This window comes from Streptomyces antnestii (assembly GCF_004005495.1).
In the GTDB taxonomy this organism is placed as follows: domain Bacteria; phylum Actinomycetota; class Actinomycetes; order Streptomycetales; family Streptomycetaceae; genus Streptomyces; species Streptomyces antnestii.
Genome location: NZ_RZYA01000024.1, coordinates 82,697 through 100,326 on the forward strand (window position 1 = coordinate 82,697; position 17,630 = coordinate 100,326).

The 17,630-nt window shown below is 72.2% G+C and carries 9 protein-coding genes; 3 read left to right on the forward strand and 6 right to left on the reverse strand.

The genetic code is table 11. The features are described from left to right. Window positions 1-8: 8 nt before the first annotated feature. From EOT10_RS34655 to EOT10_RS34665, 3 genes are all read right to left on the reverse strand, one after another. The gene (locus EOT10_RS34655) at window positions 9-3,578 is read right to left on the reverse strand and encodes an ATP-dependent helicase (protein WP_127832351.1); all 3,570 of its coding nucleotides are present in this window, start codon (window positions 3,576-3,578) and stop codon (window positions 9-11) included. A 63-nt stretch (window positions 3,579-3,641) separates the two neighbouring features. Then, window positions 3,642-7,274 carry an ATP-dependent helicase gene (locus EOT10_RS34660; RefSeq protein WP_127832352.1) on the reverse strand — a complete coding sequence of 1,211 codons (3,633 nt, stop codon included), beginning with the start codon at window positions 7,272-7,274 and terminating at the stop codon, window positions 3,642-3,644. A gap of 275 nt (window positions 7,275-7,549) precedes the next feature. After that, window positions 7,550-7,921 carry an MGMT family protein gene (locus EOT10_RS34665; protein WP_127832353.1) on the reverse strand — a complete coding sequence of 124 codons (372 nt, stop codon included), beginning with the start codon at window positions 7,919-7,921 and terminating at the stop codon, window positions 7,550-7,552. A gap of 209 nt (window positions 7,922-8,130) precedes the next feature. Here EOT10_RS34665 and EOT10_RS34670 point away from each other — a divergent pair, with 209 nt between their 5' ends. From EOT10_RS34670 to EOT10_RS34680, 3 genes are all read left to right on the forward strand, one after another. Then, window positions 8,131-11,208: a lysylphosphatidylglycerol synthase domain-containing protein gene (locus EOT10_RS34670; protein ID WP_431313355.1), complete on the forward strand. Its 3,078-nt coding sequence runs from the start codon at window positions 8,131-8,133 to the stop codon at window positions 11,206-11,208. 90 nt (window positions 11,209-11,298) lie between these two features. After that, window positions 11,299-12,843 (forward strand): alpha/beta hydrolase, encoded by a 1,545-nt coding sequence (locus tag EOT10_RS34675; RefSeq protein WP_127832354.1) that lies wholly within the window; start codon window positions 11,299-11,301, stop codon window positions 12,841-12,843. A gap of 127 nt (window positions 12,844-12,970) precedes the next feature. Then, a complete protein-coding gene (locus EOT10_RS34680) occupies window positions 12,971-14,557 on the forward strand; it encodes an alpha/beta hydrolase (RefSeq protein ID WP_127832355.1) in 1,587 nt (528 codons plus the stop codon). A 112-nt stretch (window positions 14,558-14,669) separates the two neighbouring features. Here the strand turns inward: EOT10_RS34680 and moeZ are convergent, their stop codons facing one another. The 3 genes from moeZ to EOT10_RS34695 all read right to left on the reverse strand — a co-directional run bounded on the left by moeZ (window position 14,670) and on the right by EOT10_RS34695 (window position 17,608). Next, window positions 14,670-15,848 carry an adenylyltransferase/sulfurtransferase MoeZ gene (moeZ, locus tag EOT10_RS34685; RefSeq protein ID WP_127832396.1) on the reverse strand — a complete coding sequence of 393 codons (1,179 nt, stop codon included), beginning with the start codon at window positions 15,846-15,848 and terminating at the stop codon, window positions 14,670-14,672. Window positions 15,849-15,911: 63 nt separating this feature from the next. Beyond that, window positions 15,912-16,661, reverse strand: a complete 750-nt coding sequence (locus EOT10_RS34690; RefSeq protein ID WP_127832356.1) for a spherulation-specific family 4 protein — start codon at window positions 16,659-16,661, stop codon at window positions 15,912-15,914. Further along, window positions 16,649-17,608 (reverse strand): NAD-dependent epimerase/dehydratase family protein, encoded by a 960-nt coding sequence (locus tag EOT10_RS34695; protein WP_127832357.1) that lies wholly within the window; start codon window positions 17,606-17,608, stop codon window positions 16,649-16,651. The genes EOT10_RS34690 and EOT10_RS34695 overlap by 13 nt, the downstream gene beginning before the upstream one ends. Window positions 17,609-17,630 lie beyond the last annotated feature (22 nt).

Consider the following 17,630-nt stretch of genomic DNA (forward strand, 5'->3'; position numbering starts at 1 on the left):
TCCCGACCTTATCCGCCTGCTTGGGCGTGCTCGTCCAGCGGTTCCGGTCCGGTTCGTTCGCCCAGGCCGGGGGCGGGGTCTTCGAGGAGAAGACGTTCCAGTTCGGCCCGCCCGGGGAGGTCGCGGGGGGTGACGGTCTCGCCGTCGCGTACGTAGACGAACGTGGCGCGCACGGACTCGGGCGGGAGGCCGTGCTGCTCGGCCCAGGCGAGCCGGTAGACGGCGAGCTGGAGGGGGTCCGCGGTGCGGCCGCGCGCGGTCTTCCAGTCGACGATCTCGTACGTGGTGTCGTCGCCGTCGTCTTCTTTGTAGACGGCGTCGATGCGGCCCCTGATGACGCGGCCCGCGAGGGTGATCTGGAACGGGGTTTCGACGCGGTGGGGTGTGCGGTGGGCGTAGGGCGTGCGGTCGAAGGCTTCCTTGAGGGTTTCGAGGTCGCGTTCGTCGGCGATGTCGGCCTCGCTGCCGGGGAGCTCTTCGGGGTCGAGCATGGGCAGGCGGAGCTCTTCGAAGCGGGATTCGACCCAGGCGTGGAAACGGGTGCCGCGGCGGGCGGCGGGCTGGGGCGGGCGGGGCATGGGGCGGGCCAGGTCCTGGGCGAAGCCGTCGGGGTCGGCGGCCAGGCGCACGAGCTGGGAGGCGGTGAGGGTGGTGGGCAGGTGGACGTCACGGACGGCCTGGCGGGAGCGCAGGAGCTCGCCGGTGAGGGCGTCGAGGTCGCGGTCCCAGGAGGCGATGGTGCGGGTGTCCTCCGGGGTCAGCGGGGGGTGGTCGTTCTGAGGCGGGACGTGGGCGGCGGCATCGGCATCGGCGGCGTAGGTGTCGGTGTCCTGGGGCGTCGTCTGGTGCGGGAGGGTGGGGCGTTCCCGGGTCAGCTCGTCCCAGTCGACCGGCTCTTCAAAGACGAGATCTTCGTAGGCCGCGGCTTCGTAGGCGGCCTCTACGAAGTCGGCCTCTTCGAAGTCGGGCTCTTCGAAGTCGGGCTCTTCGGAGAACGGGGCTTCGTCATCCGGCGGAGTCGGCCAGTCCGGGTCGTCGTACGTCGCCGGGTGCGCCCGCGCGTGGGCATCGGCTTCCGCCGGCGTTTCGAGGTGGGCGAGGACCGTGGCCGCGGCCGCGCGCCGGCGGGCCATGGCCGTGTCGTCGAGCGGGAGCGGCCACGCGTGCTCGGCGGCCGCCTCCTGGAGGGCCGGGTTCTCCTCGTCCTCGTCCGGTTCGTCGGCCCAGACCTCGATCTCTCCGTGTCCGGCGGCGCAGTGGTCGTACAGCGCCTGGAGGAAGTCGGAGGGGCCGCGGGGCTTCTTCTGGGCGGGGCCCCACCAGTGGCCCGAGCCGAGGAGGAGGGTGCGGGGGCGGGTGAAGGTGACGTAGCCGAGGCGGAGTTCCTCGGTCCGCTGGTGGTCCTTCATCTCTTCGTGGAAGGCCTTCATGCCCTTGGAGTCCCACGCTTCGATGTCGGGCAGTGTGGCCGCGTCGCCGCGCAGTTCGTGCGGCAGGACCTTGCTCTGGGCGGTCCACTTCTCGCGGCCCTGGGCGCTGGGGAACGTCCCGGTGACGAGCCCGGGAACGGCGACGACGTCCCACTCCAGGCCCTTGGACTTGTGGGCGGTGAGCACCTTCACGGTGTTCTCGCCGCCGGGCAGCGCGTTGTCGAGGCCCTTCTCGTACTGGGCGGCGGTGCGCAGGAAGCCGAGGAAGGCGAGGAGCGTGGCGGAGCTGTCGTTCGCGGCGAACGAGGCGGCGATGTCGAGGAAGTTGGACAGGGTCTCGCGGCGGCGGGCGGCCAGGGCGTGCGGCGAGGCGGCGAGTTCGACTTCGAGGCCGGTGACGGCGAGGACGCGGTGGAGTACGTCCATCAGCGGGTCGGCGAGCGAGCGGCGCAGGTCGCGCAGCTCGGTGGCGAGGCGCGCGAACCGTACGCGTGCCTCGGGTGAGAAGGGCAGGCCGTCGTCGCCCGGCTCGTCGAGGGGGGTCTCCAGGAACGTGTCGAGGGCGTCGGCGAGCGATATCACTTCGGAGGGGTCGACCCCCTCGACGGCTTCGGCGAGGCGCCGGTCGGGGTCGTCGTCGGGGCCCCCGCGCGCGTGGGCGACGAGGCGGCGGGCGCGGCGGCCGAGGAGGGCGAGGTCGCGGGCGCCGATGCGCCAGCGGGGGCCGGTCAGGAGGCGGACCAGTGAGGCGTTGGCCCCGGGGTCCTGGAGGACTTCGCAGACGGCGACGAGGTCGGCGACCTCGGGGAGGTGGAGGAGGCCGGAGAGGCCGACGACCTCGACGGGGATGTCGCGTGCGACGAGGGCGCCCTGGATCGCGGCGAAGTCGGTCGCGGTGCGGCACAGGACGGCGATCTCTCCGGGGGCGGTCCCGGTGCGTACGAGGTGGGCGATGGAGTCGCCGAGCCAGTCGATCTCCTCGGCGTGCGTACGCACGAGGGCGCAGCGGACGATGCCGTCGCGTTCGGCGCCGGGGGCCGGGCGCAGGGCCTCCACGCCCGCGTGGAGGGCGCGCAGGGGCTGGGCGAGGTCGTTGGCGAGGTCGAGGAGGCGGCCGCCGCTGCGGCGGTTCTCGCTGAGGGAGAAGCGGGTGGCGGGGCGGCCGTCGGCGTGCGCGAAGTGTTCGGGGAAGTCGTCGAGGTTGGCCACGGAGGCGCCGCGCCAGCCGTAGATCGCCTGGCAGGGGTCGCCGACGGCGGTCACGGCGTGGCCCGTGCCCGCTCCGAAGAGGCCGGCCAGGAGGATGCGCTGGGCGACGGACGTGTCCTGGTACTCGTCGAGGAGGACGACGAGGAACTCGTCGCGCAGGATGGCGCCGACGTCGGCGCGGGTGCGGGCGAGGGTGGCGGAGAGGGCGATCTGGTCGCCGAAGTCGAGGAGGTCGCGGGCGCGCTTGGCTTCGCGGTACCGGGCGACGAGTCCGGTGAGGTCGCGGCGGGCGGCGGCCGTCTCGGGGACCTTGCGCAGGTCGGCGTTGGTGAGTTTGCGGCCTTCGAGGGTGGCCAGGAGGCGGGTGTCGTAGGCGCGCAGCGCGTCGGGGGCGACGAGGTGTTCGGAGAGCTCGCCGTCGAGGGTGAGGAGGTCGCTGACGAGGTCGGCGAAGGAGCGGGTCAGCGCCGGGTAGGGGCCGGGGGCTTCGCGCAGGATGCGGGCGGCGAGCTGGAAGCGGGTGGCGTCGGCGAGGAGCCGCGCGGTGGGTTCGAGGCCGATACGCAGGCCGTGGTCGGTCAGGAGGCGGCCCGCGAAGGCGTGGTACGTGGAGATCACGGGCTCGCCCGGGGGGTTGTCCGGGTCGATGGCGTCGGGGTCGGTGACGCCTGCCTTGATCAGGGCCTTGCGGACGCGCTCGGCGAGCTCGCCGGCGGCCTTGTTGGTGAAGGTCAGGCCGAGGACCTGCTCGGGGGCGACCTGGCCGGTGCCGACGAGCCAGACGACACGGGCGGCCATCACCGTCGTCTTGCCGGAACCGGCTCCGGCCACGATCACCTGCGGGGCGGGCGGCGCGGTGATGCAGGCCGTCTGCTCCGGGGTGAACGGGATCCCGAGGAGCTCCTTGAGCTGCTCGGGATCGGTGAGGCGTGTGGTCACCTCATCGAGGCTAACGGCCCCCACTGACAGCCCCGGACCGATCCAGGGCTGTGGAGGCGTAGGTCACTCCACGACGTGCTTGCCCTCGGGGCGGGCGCTGCACGAGGCGCGGAACGCGCAGTGGGTGCAGTGCTGTCCGGTGGTGGGCGAGAAGCGTTCGTCGAGGACCTTGCCGGCGGCGGTCGCGAGGAGGTCGCCGACCCAGTCCCCCTCGCCTCCGTCCGCAACGTCCCCCAGGGGCTGTTGCGACTGCACCTTGGGGAGGGCGTCGCCGCCGTCCTTCTTGGCGGCGCCCTGGCGCAGCTGGACGAGTTCGGCGCCGCCTGGTTCGGGGCGTGCGCCGCCGAAGGGTTCGTCGACGGCGCCCTCCCGCACGGCGAGCTGGTAGACGGCGAGCTGGGGGTGGCGGGCCACGTCCGCGGCGCTGGGGGCGTGCTTGCCGGTCTTGAAGTCGACTACGTAGGCGCGGCCTTCGGTGTCGCGTTCGACGCGGTCCATGGAGCCGCGGATGCGTACTTCGTAGGAGCCCGCTTCGAGGGTGACGTCGAAGGAGTGCTCGCTGGCGACGGGGGTGCGGACGCGGCCGGAGTCCACGTGCCACTGGAGGAAGCGTTCGAGCGCCACGCGCGCGTTGTCCTTCTCCTGCGCCGACTTCCAGGGGGCGTCGAAGGCGAGGGCGTCCCAGACCGAGTCGAGGCGTTCCATGAGGACGTCGAGGTCGGCCGGGGTGCGTCCGGAGGCGACCTCGTCGGCGAGTACGTGGACGACGTTCCCGAAGCCCTGGGCGGCCGTGGCGGGGGCGTCGGCCTTCACCTCGCGGCCCAGGAACCACTGCAGGGAGCAGGTGTTGGCGAGCTGGTCGAGGGCGCTTCCGGAGAGCACGACGGGCTGGTCGCGGTCGCGCAGGGGGAGCCGGCTCTCGGTCGGGTCGTCCATGCCCCACCAGCGGTAGGGGTGCGCGGACGGCACGAGGGGGCGTCCGTCGTCGTCGGTGAGGGCGGCGAGGCGGGCGAGGCGGCGGGCGGCGGCGTCGCGCAGTGGGGTGGAGGCCCGGGGGTCGACAGTGGTGGCGCGTAGTTCGGCGACGAGCGCGGCCACGGACAGGGGGCGCCGCGGGCGTCCGGTGACGTCCTGGGGGTCCACGCCGAGTTCGGTGAGGAAGCGGGACGGCTGGTCGCCGTCGTCGGCGGGCGCCTTCACAGCGGTGACGACGAGGCGTTCACGCGCGCGCGTGGCGGCCACGTAGAACAGTCGGCGTTCTTCGGAGAGGAGCGCTCCGGGGGTGAGGGGTTCGGCGAGGCCGTCGCGTCCGATGCGGTCGGCTTCGAGGAGGGAGCCGCGGCGCCGCAGGTCGGGCCACAGGCCTTCCTGTACGCCGGCGACGACGACTAGACGCCATTCCAGGCCCTTGGAGCGGTGGGCGGTCATGAGGCGCACGGCGTCGGGGCGTACGGCGCGGCCGGCGAGGGTGTCGGCGGCGATGTCCTGGGCCTCGATCTCTTCGAGGAAGTTGAGGGCGCCACGGCCTCCGGTGCGCTCCTCCGCGCGGGAGGCCGTCGCGAAGAGTGCGCACACGGCGTCGAGGTCGCGGTCGGCGTTGCGTCCCGCGGCGCCTCCCCTGCGGGCGGCGCGTTCCAGGCGCTGGGGCCATGAGGTGCCGTTCCACAGCTGCCAGAGGGCTTCTTCGGCGGTGCCGCCGGCCATGAGGACCTCGCGTGCCGCGCGCAGCAGGGCACCGAGGCGCTGGGCCCCGCGCGCGTGGGCGGGGTCGTGGACGGCGAGGCGCTCGGGCTGGGCGAGAGCGCGGGCGAGGAGTTCGTCGGAGGGCGGCGGTACGTGGTTGCCTGCGGCGCGTTCCTCCTCGCGCAGGGCGCGCCCGAGGCGGCGCAGATCGGCGGCATCCATGCCGGCGAGGGGCGAGGCGAGGAGGGTGAGCGCGGTCTCGGTGTCGAGCCAGACGGGGGGGTCCTGGTCGGCGGCGTCGGGCACGGCAGCGTCGGGCTCGGCGGCCTCAGGCTCAGCAGCGTCCGGCTCGGCGGCCTCAGGCTTAACAGCGTCGGGCTCAGCAGCGTCGGGCGCGACGGCCTCAGGCTCAGCAGCGTCCGGCTCGGCGGCCTCAGGCTTAACAGCGTCGGGCTCAGCAGCGTCGGGCGCGACGGCCTCGGGCTCAGCAGCGTCGGGCTCGGCGGCCTCAGGTACGACGGCCTCGGGCCCAACAGCGTCAGGCCCGACGACGGCCTCGGCGGACCCGTCGGCCCCCAGCACCACCTCCTCCGCCCCGGCCTCCGCCCCCGCCTCCGGCGCAACGCTGAGCGCCACCGCCCTGAGCGCCGTCAGCAGTGGGGTCACGGCCGGTTCGTGGCGCAGGGGCAGGTCGTCGCCGTCGATGTCGAGCGGGACGCCCGCGGCCGTGAGGGTGCGGCGGATCGCGGGGATGGAGCGCGTGCCGGCGCGGACGAGGACGGCCATGTCGTTCCAGGGGATGCCGTCCTCGAGGTGGGCGCGGCGCAGGATGTCCGCGATGTTGTCGAGTTCGGTGCCGGAGGTCGGGTACGTGTAGACCTCGGCCCGGCCGCCGTCCCGCGCGGGGGTGAGGTCGCGGTGGGCGCGGACCTTGTCGGCGGGGAGCCGGGTGAGGGGCATGCGCCGGGTGATGCGGCGGGTGGCGTCCAGGAGGTGCGCTCCGGAGCGGCGGGACGTCGTGAGGACCTCTACGGGGGCCGGCCGGCCGTCGGCGCGCGGGAAGTCGTGCGGGAACTCGAGGATGCCGTTCACGTCGGCGCCGCGGAACGTGTAGATCGACTGGTCGGGGTCTCCGAAGGCGAGCAGGGTGCGGCCGCCGCCGGCGAGGGCGTGCAGCAGCCTGACCTGGGCCGGATCGGTGTCCTGGTACTCGTCGACGAACACGGCGTCGTAGCGCGTGGCGAGTTCGTCGGCGACCGGGGTGCGGTGGGCGAGGAGGACCGCGCGGTGGACGAGTTCGGCGTAGTCGAGGACGCCGTGCAGGTCGAGGACGTCGAGGTATTCGGCGAGGAAGGTCGCCGCGGCCTTCCAGTCGGGGCGGCCGATGCGCCGGGCGAAGGCGTCGAGTGCGGCGGGTCCGAGGCCCAGTTCGCGGCTGCGGGCGAGGACGGCGCGGACCTCGTCGGCGAAGCCGCGGGTGGTCAGGCAGGCGCGCAGTTCGTCGGGCCAGCGCACATGGCCGAGGCCGGCCCGCTCCAGGTCGATCTGGCCGGCGAGCAGCTCGCGTACGGCGACGTCCTGTTCGGGTCCGGACAGGAGGCGCAGGGGCTCCGCGAAGAGGCCGGCGTCCTGGTGGGCGCGGACGAGGGCGTAGCAGAACGAGTGGAAGGTGGTGGCCTGTGGCGCGAGGGCGGCGCCGATGCGCTGGGCCATGCGGTCGCGTAGTTCGACGGCGGCCTTGCGGCTGAAGGTGAGGACCAGGATGCGCTCGGGGGCGGTGCCCTTGGCGACGCGTGCGGCGACGGCTTCGACGAGCGTGGTCGTCTTGCCCGTGCCCGGTCCCGCCAGGACGAGCATCGGACCGTGTGCATGGTCAACCACCGCGCGCTGCCGTGCGTCCAGACGAGGGGGGTCCACCGGATCCGGCACGGTACGCACCAGTCGGTACGCGCCGGGGATCCCCTGTCGTACCTGGCGGTGCGACAGGTTCCGGGTGGAGGAAGGGGAGCTCACGTGGATCGCTGGTCCTGGTGGGTGTGCGGGTGGTCGGACAGCCGTCCGCGTCGTCGGGGCGTCGCGGTGGCTGCGGGGTGAAGGAGGTGTGCGCCGTCGACGCTACGCCGTCGAGTGTGGCGGAAGCCGGTCTTCCGTCGGCTCTCCCAGGTCCGGTGCGGCACAGGTGTGCCGCGATTCACGAACGTACGCCGTGGCCGCGAAGTGCCCCTCTCGCCCCGTTTCCCCCGTACGGGGCACGGGGCGCCCGTCCGCGCGTGCGGGGGCGGAGGCTGTCAGGTGTGAGATTCCGCGCCTTCTTCGCCGTCCCATCGCGCGCGCCTCATGTCGAGGCGCGGGAGGTGGCCGTCGGACGCGCGGGAGGCCTGCCGCAGGGGGGTGCCCTCGGCTCGGTAGTGCTCCATGGCACGCAGTTCGTGGCCGGGCAGCAGGACGCCGTCGGAGCGGACCACGCGCCACCACGGAACGGCTCCTCCGTAGAGGGCCATCACGCGGCCGACCTGGCGGGGGCCGCCCTCGTCCAGCCACTCGGCGACGTCTCCGTAGGTCATGACGCGCCCGGGCGGGATCAGTTCCGCGACCTCGAGCACCCGCTCCGCGTACTCCGGCAGCTCGCCCGCCGCACCGGCATCGCTCTCCTCGCTCATCCGGCCATCCTGCCGCACCCCTCCGACACCGTGACGGTCCGGTCACGGGGCGTGGAGATGCTTTTGACGACACGCGAATCCGTGGTTGCGGGATACTTTCCTCCCCCGCATCACACCCTGATGCCCCCCGGCGTCGGTGGGACGTGCCACCATCGTGCGGGCGGTGACTGGTGATACGAGATCAAGAAGAAACGACGGAGCAGCAGGGCGTGCATCCCGATAAGGCGGAGGGCACCTCTGGGGCTTCGGCGCGCCCGGACACCGGTGAGGCCGACCACACGCCCGCGTCCGAGCGCCCCGGCCACCCGGCCAGCGCGGACGCGGCAGACGCGGCAGACGCGGCAGACGCGGCAGACGCGGCAGACGCAGGCTCTGACGCCGACGCGCCGGACGCGTCGGCGAAGGACGGCGGGGCGGAGCCCGAGCGGACCGAGCTTCCGCTCGTCGACCCTGAGTCGATCACCGCGGACCCGCACGCCGAGCAGGTGGAGGGCGACGAACCCCTCCTCCCCGCGCGCGTGCACCGCCCTTCCGACCTCATGCGTCTTCTGGTCGGCGTTCTCGCGGTCGCCGTGCTGCTGTCCGTCGCCGCGTTCGCGCACGGCACGACGTCGGGGCTGCAGCAGGACATCAGCAAGGGCACGGGCGCCGCACCCGACCTCATGATCAAGTTCGCGGGGCTCGCGTCGAGCATCGCGATCCTTCTCGTGCCGGTCGCCTTCGCGATCGAACGGCTGATCAAACGCGACGGGCTGCGCATCGCCGACGGTGTGCTGGCGGCCGTCCTGGCGCACGGGGTGACGCTCGCGACGGATCTGTGGGTCGCGCAGGGGGCACCGCAGTCGATCCAGGACGCGCTCACCCGTCCGTCGCCGGGCGACATCCACGCGCTGACGGACCCGGTGCACGGCTACCTCGCTCCCGTCATCGCCTATATGACGGCGGTCGGGATGTCCCGCAGACCACGGTGGCGAGTGGTCCTGTGGGTGGTGCTGCTGCTCGACGCGTTCGCGATGCTGGTGACCGGGTACACGACGCCGTTCTCGATCGTCCTGACGGTCCTGATCGGCTGGACGGTCGCCTACGGGACGCTCTACGCGGTCGGTTCGCCGAACGTACGGCCCACGGGCCAGACCCTCCTGGCGGGCCTGCGGCACGTCGGCTTCCACCCGGTGCGCGCGTCCCGCCAGGAGGCCCACGAGGGCACCACGGAGAACGGCGACAGGGGGCGGCGCTACTTCGTCACCCTGGAGGACGGCCCTCCCCTCGACGTGACGATCGTCGACCGGGAGCAGCAGGCGCAGGGCTTCTTCTACCGCGTGTGGCGTCGTCTGACGCTGCGGGGCATCACCACGGGCCGGAGTCTGCAGTCCCTGCGCCAGGCCCTCGAGCAGGAGGCGCTGCTCGCCTACGCGGCGATCGCGGCGGGTGCCAACGCCCCGAAACTGATCGCGACGTCCGAGCTCGGCCCCGACGCGGTCATGCTCGTGTACGAGCACACGGGCGGCCGTTCGCTGGACTCGGTGCCGGACGAGGAGATCACCGACGAGCTGCTGCGCGACACCTGGCACCAGGTGCGGGCGCTCCAGTCACGGCGTATCGCCCATCGGCGGCTCACCGGCGACGCGATTCTGGTGGATCGTTCCGGCACGGTGGTTCTCACGGATCTGCGCGGCGGCGAGATCGCGTCCGGGGACCTGATCCTGCGGATGGACATCGCGCAGCTCCTGGCCACGCTCGGCCTTCGGGTGGGCGCGGAGCGGGCGGTGGCGTCCGCCGTGGGCGTGCTCGGCCCCGACGCGATCGCCGACTGTCTGCCTCTGCTCCAGCCCATCGCCCTGAGCCGTACGACGCGCTCGACGCTGCGCAAACTCGGCAGGGAGCGTTCCGAACGGGAGCGCGAGGCCGTGCTCGAGGCGTCCCGCCAGGCCAAGCAGGCCCGCCTGGACGAGGCCGCCCTCGCGGAGACGTCCCACCCGGGGACCGTCGCCGCACAGACCACCGAGCGCCGCGAGGTGACGCAGCGCCTCCCGGACGGCGCCGACAGCGCCGCCGAATCGACGTCCGCCGGTACATCGACGTCTACGGAGGGGGCCGACACGAAATCGCCCTCTACGGAGACCCCCGCCGAGCAGCCCGCCGCCCCTTCGGCGAAGGCCGCCGCCAGGACCGCCGCGAAGTCCGGGCGCCAGACCGAGAAGGCCGAGCGGCAGGCGGAGAAGGCCGAACGGCAGGCCGAGAAGAAGGCCATCGACGAGGCCCTGGACGAGGCGCGCGAGGAGGATCTGCTCACCCAGATCCGCCATCAGGTGCTCCGCATCCGCCCGCAGGCCCCGGTCGAACCGGCCCGCCTGGAGCGCGTCAGGCCGCGCACCCTCGTGAGCTTCATCGCGGGCGCCATCGGCGCGTACTTCCTGCTGTCGCAGCTCACGCACATCGAGTTCGGCACCCTGTTCCGTGAGGCCCAGTGGGGCTGGGTCGCCGCGGCCGTCCTGTTCTCGGCGCTGAGCTACTTCGCCGCGGCGATGGCCCTGCTCGGCTTCGTCCCGGAGCGGGTGCCGTTCCTGAGGACCGTCGCGGCGCAGGTCGCCGGCTCGTTCGTGAAGATCGTGGCACCGGCCGCCGTCGGCGGTGTGGCGCTCAACACACGCTTCCTGCAGCGCTCGGGCGTGCGCCCGGGGCTCGCGGTGGCCAGTGTCGGCGCCTCCCAGCTGTTCGGTCTGGGCGCCCACATCCTGATGCTGCTGACCTTCGGATATCTGACCGGCACGGAGAAGACACCCTCCTTGTCGCCGTCGAGGACGGTCATCGCGGGTCTGCTGACCGTCGCGGTCCTCGTGCTCGTCGTGACGTCGATCCCGTTCCTGCGGAAGTTCGTCGTCACGCGCGTGCGGTCCCTTTTCGCGGGCGTCGTGCCGCGCATGCTGGACGTGCTCCAGCGGCCGCAGAAGCTGCTCACCGGCATCGGCGGCATGCTGCTCCTGACCGCCTGCTTCGTGATGTGCCTGGACGCGTCGATCCGCGCCTTCGGGAGCGACTCGACGACGCTCAGCCTGGCCAGCGTCGCGGTCGTGTTCCTCGCGGGCAACGCGCTCGGCTCCGCCGCTCCGACGCCGGGCGGCGTGGGCGCGGTCGAGGCGACCCTGACGGTCGGACTCATCGCGGTCGGACTGCCCAAGGAGGTCGCGGCCCCGGCCGTGCTGCTCTACCGGCTGCTGACCCTGTGGCTGCCGGTCCTGCCGGGCTGGCTCTTCTTCAACCACCTCTCCCGGAGGGGCTCCCTGTAGGACACGGCTCACGGAGGCCCGCCTCCGTGAACCTCACCCGCACGGCTCACGCCCCGAGCGGCCCGTAGGCCGTCGCCGCAGGATGGAATCATGCCCATTCCGCCCCGGCCGCGCGCCGCTGCCCTGGCCGCCATCGCCGTCCTCGTGACCTCCGCCCTCGCGGCATGCGGCAGCGAGTCCAAGGACGTGGACCTCACGTCCCAGTCACTCAGCTGGAAGGACTGCCCGGCGCCGTCGGAGTCGGAGGGAGGCGGTGCCGCGCCGTCCCCGCTGCCCGGCGGCGCCACCTGGCAGTGCGCGACCATGAAGGCGCCCCTCGACTGGGCAAAGCCGAAGGGCGACACGATCGATCTGGCCCTCGTACGCGCCAAGACGTCCGGGCCCGCGGACCGGCGTATCGGATCGCTCGTCTTCAACTTCGGCGGACCCGGCGGCTCCGGAGTGACCACGCTGCCCGCGTTCGGCAGCGAGTACGCCAAGCTGCGCACCCGTTACGACCTGGTGAGTTTCGACCCGCGCGGCGTCGGCCGCAGCGACGGCGTGAAGTGCGAGAACGACGAACAGCTCGACCATTACTTCCAGCAGGACTCCACCCCCGACGACTCCGCCGAGACGAAGAAGCTCGTCGACAACGTCACGCGGTTCAACAACGCCTGCGAGAAGAACTCCGGGAAGACGCTCCCCCACGTCGCCACCACGGACGCGGCCCGCGACATGGACCTGATGCGGCAGGTGCTCGGCGACGACAAGCTGTACTACTTCGGGATCTCGTACGGCACCGAACTGGGCGGCGTGTACGCGCACTTGTTCCCCAAGAACGTAGGGCGCGCGGTCTTCGACGGCGTCGTCGACCCGACGCAGAACTCCGAGGAAAGCGCGCTCGGCCAGACCAAGGGGTTCCAGCTCGCCCTCGACAACTACGCGAAGGACTGCACCTCCAAGGTCACGGAGTGCCCGGTCGGCGCGACTCCCGGCGAGGTCAAGGCGAAGATCGCGAAGCTGCTCAAGAGCCTGGAAACCAAGCCGATCCCGGGCAGCTTCCCGCGCAAGCTGACGCAGACGGCCGCGACGAACGGCATCGCGCAGTCCCTCTACTCCAAGGACTTCTGGGAGTACCTCACGGAGGGTCTCGCGCAGGCCTACCAGGGCGACGGCAAGATCCTCATGCTGCTGTCGGACTCGATGAACGGCCGTAACGACGACGGCACGTACAGCAACATCCAGGCCGCGAACGTCGCCGTCAACTGCGCCGACGACAAGGCCCGTTACACGGTGGCGAACGTGCAGGCGAAACTCCCGCAGTTCCGCGCCGCCTCGCCCGTGTTCGGCGACTACATGGCGTGGGGGATGCTCAGCTGCACGCACTGGGCGGTGCCCGGCGCGGCGAACCATCCCGTCGTGAGCGCGGCCGGTTCGGCGCCGATCGTCGTCGTGGGCAACACCGGCGACCCGGCCACCCCGTACGGGGGTGCGAAGAGGATGGTCGACGCGCTCGGCAAGGGCGTCGGTGTGGAAGTCACGTACCGGGGCCAGGGGCACGGCGCGTACGACAGTGGGAACAAGTGTGTGCAGGGCGTTGTGGACACCTATCTGCTGAACGGGACCGTGCCCAAGGCGGGAACGGTCTGCAAGTAGCCGCGGGGGAAAGTGTGTTCGGCGGACGCACACGGCCGTCGGGGCGGTTGTCAGAGGCGCTGCCTAGGATGGTGTGACTGTCTTCGGACCGGAGGCAGGCGAGGGGGTTCGCCAGGGGGAGGTGCCTGTGTCGCGTCATGTTCGTTCGTTCGCGCTGATGGCCGCGGGGTTGCTGATGGCCGGTGTCACCGTGGGCTGTGGCGGGCCGGGGGGCACGTCCGGGCACGGTGAGGGGAAGGGGCGGGCCCGGCCGCCGGCCTCGTCGTCCGCGTCGCCGTCCCGTTCCGCACAGGGCTCCCGTTCCCTTCCGGCGCTGCCTGCCGCGCTCACGTCGCAGCGGCTCGACTGGGGTCGCTGCAAGGCCGGCGACGACAGCCCGGCACCCGGTTCCGACTGGCGGTGCGCGACGCTGAAGGCGCCGCTCGACTACGCGAAGCCGGACGGGGAAACGATCGGCGTCGCCCTGATCCGCGCCAAGTACACGGGCAAGGGCGGCCGTTCCGGCTCGCTCCTGTTCAACTTCGGCGGCCCGGGCGGCTCCGGGGTCTCCCTGCTGCCCGCCTTCGCACCCCAGTACGCGAAGCTGCGCGAGCGCTACGACCTGGTGAGCTTCGACCCGCGCGGTGTCGGCGCGAGCGAGGGAGTGCGCTGCCGCGACGACAAGGCGATCCAGGCCGCCGAGTCCGTCGACCTGACACCGGACACCCCCGCCGAGGAGCGGGCGTACTTCAAGGACGCCGCGGACTTCGCCGCGGGCTGCGCGCGGCAGGCCGGCAAGCTGCTCAGGCATGTGTCGACGGACGACACGGCCCGCGACCTGGACCTCATGCGCCAGGTGCTCGGCGACGACAAGCTGCACTACATGGGCGTGTCGTACGGGACCCAACTGGGCGGTGTCTACGCCCACTTGTTCCCCCAGAGGGTGGGCCGGCTCGTCCTGGACGCCGTGGTCGACCCGGCAGCGGACTCCGTGGGCCACTCACTGAACCAGACGCGGGGCTTCCAAAGGGCCCTGGACAACTACCTCAAGTCCACCGGCCAGGACCCGGATCGCGGGACCCGGAAGATCGCCGCGCTGCTGAAGCGGCTCGACGCGAAACCCCTGCCGGGCACGGGCGGCCGCGTGCTCAACCAGTCGCTCGCCACGATCGGCATCACCGTCACCCTGTACAGCAGGAGCAGCTGGCCCGCGCTGACCAGGGGCCTGGAGGCGGCCGGGAAGGGGGACGGCACGCAGCTGCTGGCCCTGGCCGACACATACAACGAGCGGAATCCTGCGGGGCATTACGGCTCGCAGAGCCATGCGCAGCGGGCGATCTCCTGTCTCGACGACAAGGAGCGGCCGACGCCCGCCGAGGCGAGGAAGCGGCTCGCCTCGTTCCGCGCGGTCTCGCCCGTCTTCGGGGAGTTCATGGCCTGGGACACGGCGGGCTGGTGCCATGACTGGCCGGTGCCGGGCCAGTACGCGACCCCCGAGGTGAGCGCGCCCGGGGCCGCCCCGATCCTCGTCGTGGGCAACACGGGGGACCCGGCGACGCCGTACGAGGGCGCCCGCAGGATGGCCGACGAGCTCGGCAAGGGGGTCGGCGTGGAGCTGACCTGGAAGGGTGAGGGGCACGGTGCGTACGGCAGCGGGTCGGGCTGCGTCGACTCGACGGTGAACGGCTATCTGCTGGAGGGCCGAATACCGCGCGACGGGAAGGTCTGTTCCTGACGCGGGCGCGCGACCGCGGGCCGGACACGGCGAACGGGCCCCGCACGCGAGGTGCGGGACCCGTTCGGAAAAGCTGACCCTTGGCGACCGGTCGGGCCGGCCGGGGCGCGGTCTAGTAGATCGGCTTCTCGGGCTCGATCTGGTTGACCCAGCCGATCACGCCGCCGCCGACGTGCACGGCGTCCGAGAAGCCCGCGGACTTCAGGACGGCGAGGACTTCCGCACTGCGGACACCCGTCTTGCAGTGCAAGACGATCTTCTTGTCCTGCGGCAGGTCCTGCAGAGCGTTGCCCATCAGGAACTCGCCCTTGGGGATCAGCTTCGCGCCGGGGATCGAGACGATCTCGTACTCGTTGATCTCGCGGACGTCGATGATCTCGATATTCTCGCCGTCGTCGATCCACTCCTTGAGCTGCTTGGGAGTGATCGTCGAGCCGGCCGCCGCTTCCTGGGCCTCCTCGGACACGACGCCGCAGAAGGCCTCGTAGTCGATGAGCTCGGTGACGGTGGCGTTCGGGCCGCAGACCGCGCAGTCGGGGTCCTTGCGGACCTTGACCTGGCGGTACTGCATCTCCAGGGCGTCGTAGATCATCAGGCGGCCGACGAGCGGCTCACCGATGCCGGCGAGGAGCTTGATGGCCTCGTTGACCTGGATGGAGCCGATGGACGCGCAGAGCACGCCCAGGACACCGCCCTCGGCGCAGGAGGGGACCATGCCGGGCGGCGGGGGCTCCGGGTAGAGGCAGCGGTAGCACGGGCCGTGCTCGGACCAGAAGACCGAGGCCTGGCCGTCGAAGCGGTAGATCGAGCCCCACACGTACGGCTTGTTGAGCAGCACGCACGCGTCGTTGACCAGGTAGCGGGTCGCGAAGTTGTCCGTGCCGTCGACGATCAGGTCGTACTGGCTGAAGATGTCCATCACGTTCTCGGCTTCGAGCCGCTCTTCGTGGAGGATCACGTTCACGTACGGGTTGATGCCGAGGACGGAGTCCTTCGCGGACTCGGCCTTGGAGCGGCCGATGTCGGCCTGGCTGTGGATGATCTGGCGCTGGAGGTTCGACTCGTCGACCTCGTCGAACTCGACGATGCCGAGCGTGCCCACACCGGCCGCGGCCAGGTACATGAGCGCCGGCGAACCGAGGCCACCGGCGCCCACGGCGAGCACCTTGGCGTTCTTCAGCCGCTTCTGCCCGTCCATCCCGACATCGGGGATGATCAGGTGGCGGGAGTACCTGCGGACCTCGTCTACGGTGAGCTCAGCAGCTGGCTCTACCAGGGGTGGCAGCGACACGGGGGCTCCGTTGATCGTCATTTCCGAACAGTGGTTCTTGCGTCAACACTGCCACGCCCCCCTTCATTCCGAGACACCCGTTCCGACCCGCGAGACGATGTCGTCCCAGTAGCCGGGCATGGCCTCCCAGGGGTCGACGGCGCCGCCGCGGTCCGTGCGGTCGGTGAAGTAGATGGTGCCGGCCCCCTGCCAGCGGGCGATGCGCAGCGCCTCGTCGAGGTGTCCGCGGGGCACGCCGTGCACGAAGTGGCAGAAGCGCTCGGGCGGGTAGTCGGCGGTCCACTCGGCGACCTGCGACCAGCGGTAGTCGCTCCACGCCCCGGAGAAGGTGACCAGTTGGTCGGCGGTCTCCGCGTATCCCGGGTAGGGGTGCGTGCCGTGTCCGAGGACGATGTGGGCGTCCTCGCACAGGGCGCGCAGCGTGGTGATGATGCGGCGCACCTCGGGCAGGGCGGCCCGCTCGGTGGGGCAGCGGTCGAGCGAGAACCCGTCGACGCGGTACCAGTCGAGATACCGGTGGGCGTCGGAGACCACCTCCCCGAACGAGCGGGCGCCGAAGGTGAGGTCGAGGTGGCCCAGGACGCGCACACCCCGGTTGCGCAGCCTGCCCGACGCTTCGAGGCAGTGCGGGTCGGGGCGCGCCCCGGGTCCGCCCGCGACGTTGAGGACGACCCAGTGCAAGGGGGCGCCGGGGCGGGTGAGTTCGGCCCATTCGACGGGCGCCATGAGGGGGTGGGCGTAGCCGGGGATGCCGAAGCCGAGCCGGGTGCCGGTGCTCGCGGTCCCGGGGGCGGTGGGGGTCAGATACGGCATGCCGCCTCCATCCAGATGTCGGCGAGTGATTCCTCGAGGTTGATGCGGGGGCGCCAGCCGAGCCGGTCGCGCGCGGTGCGCACGTCGGCCTGCTGCCAGCTGCCGCAGCCGTCGGGGTACGGATGCGCGGCGGGTGCCACGTGGTCGGGGTCGGAGCGGGGGTGGCCGAGCGTGGGGCGGACGGGGCCGCCGGGTGAGTCGAGCTCGTGCAGGGCGCCGCCGAAGCCGGCGACGCGGGCGAGCACGGAGGCCGCGTCCCGCAGCCGGACGGCACGTCCCGAGCCGATGTTGATGACGCCCTGCGCGGCGGACAGCGAGGCGGCGTGCACGGCGCGGGCCACGTCGCGTACGTCGATGAAGTCGCGCTGTGCGCCGAGTCCGCCGAGTTTGAGTTCGCCGTCGCCGGACTGCATGGCTCGGCGCATGGCCTCGGCGAGACGGCCGAGCGGTGAGCCGGCGGGGGTGCCGGGTCCGGCGGGCGAGAACACGCGCAGGACGACGGCGTCGAGTCCGGAACCGAGGACGAGTTCCGTCGCGGCGAGCTTGCTCACGCCGTACGGTCCGCCGGGCCTCGGCACGGCGTCCTCGGCGGTGGAGGAGCCGGGCTGCGAGGGCCCGTACTCGGCTCCGCAGCCGATCTGGACGAGGCGTGCCCCGCAGCCGCTGCGCCGCAGTGCCTCGCAGACGGTGGCGACGGCGACGGTGTTGTGGCGGGTGAGGTCGCGGGCGCCGCCGCGGGTGGCTCCCGCGCAGTTGATGACGACTCCGGGGTGGACCGCGTCGAGGAAGCGGGTCAGCGCGCCGGGGCTGCCGGTGGCGAGGTCGAACCGTACGTCCGCGTCGTCTCCCCGGCCGAGCGCGGTGAGCTGTACGGCCGGGTCGGCGAGGAGGCGGTCGGCGACGAAGCGGCCGAGGTATCCGTTGGCTCCGATCAGCAGCACCCTCATCGGGCGGCTCCCTGGGTGAGCG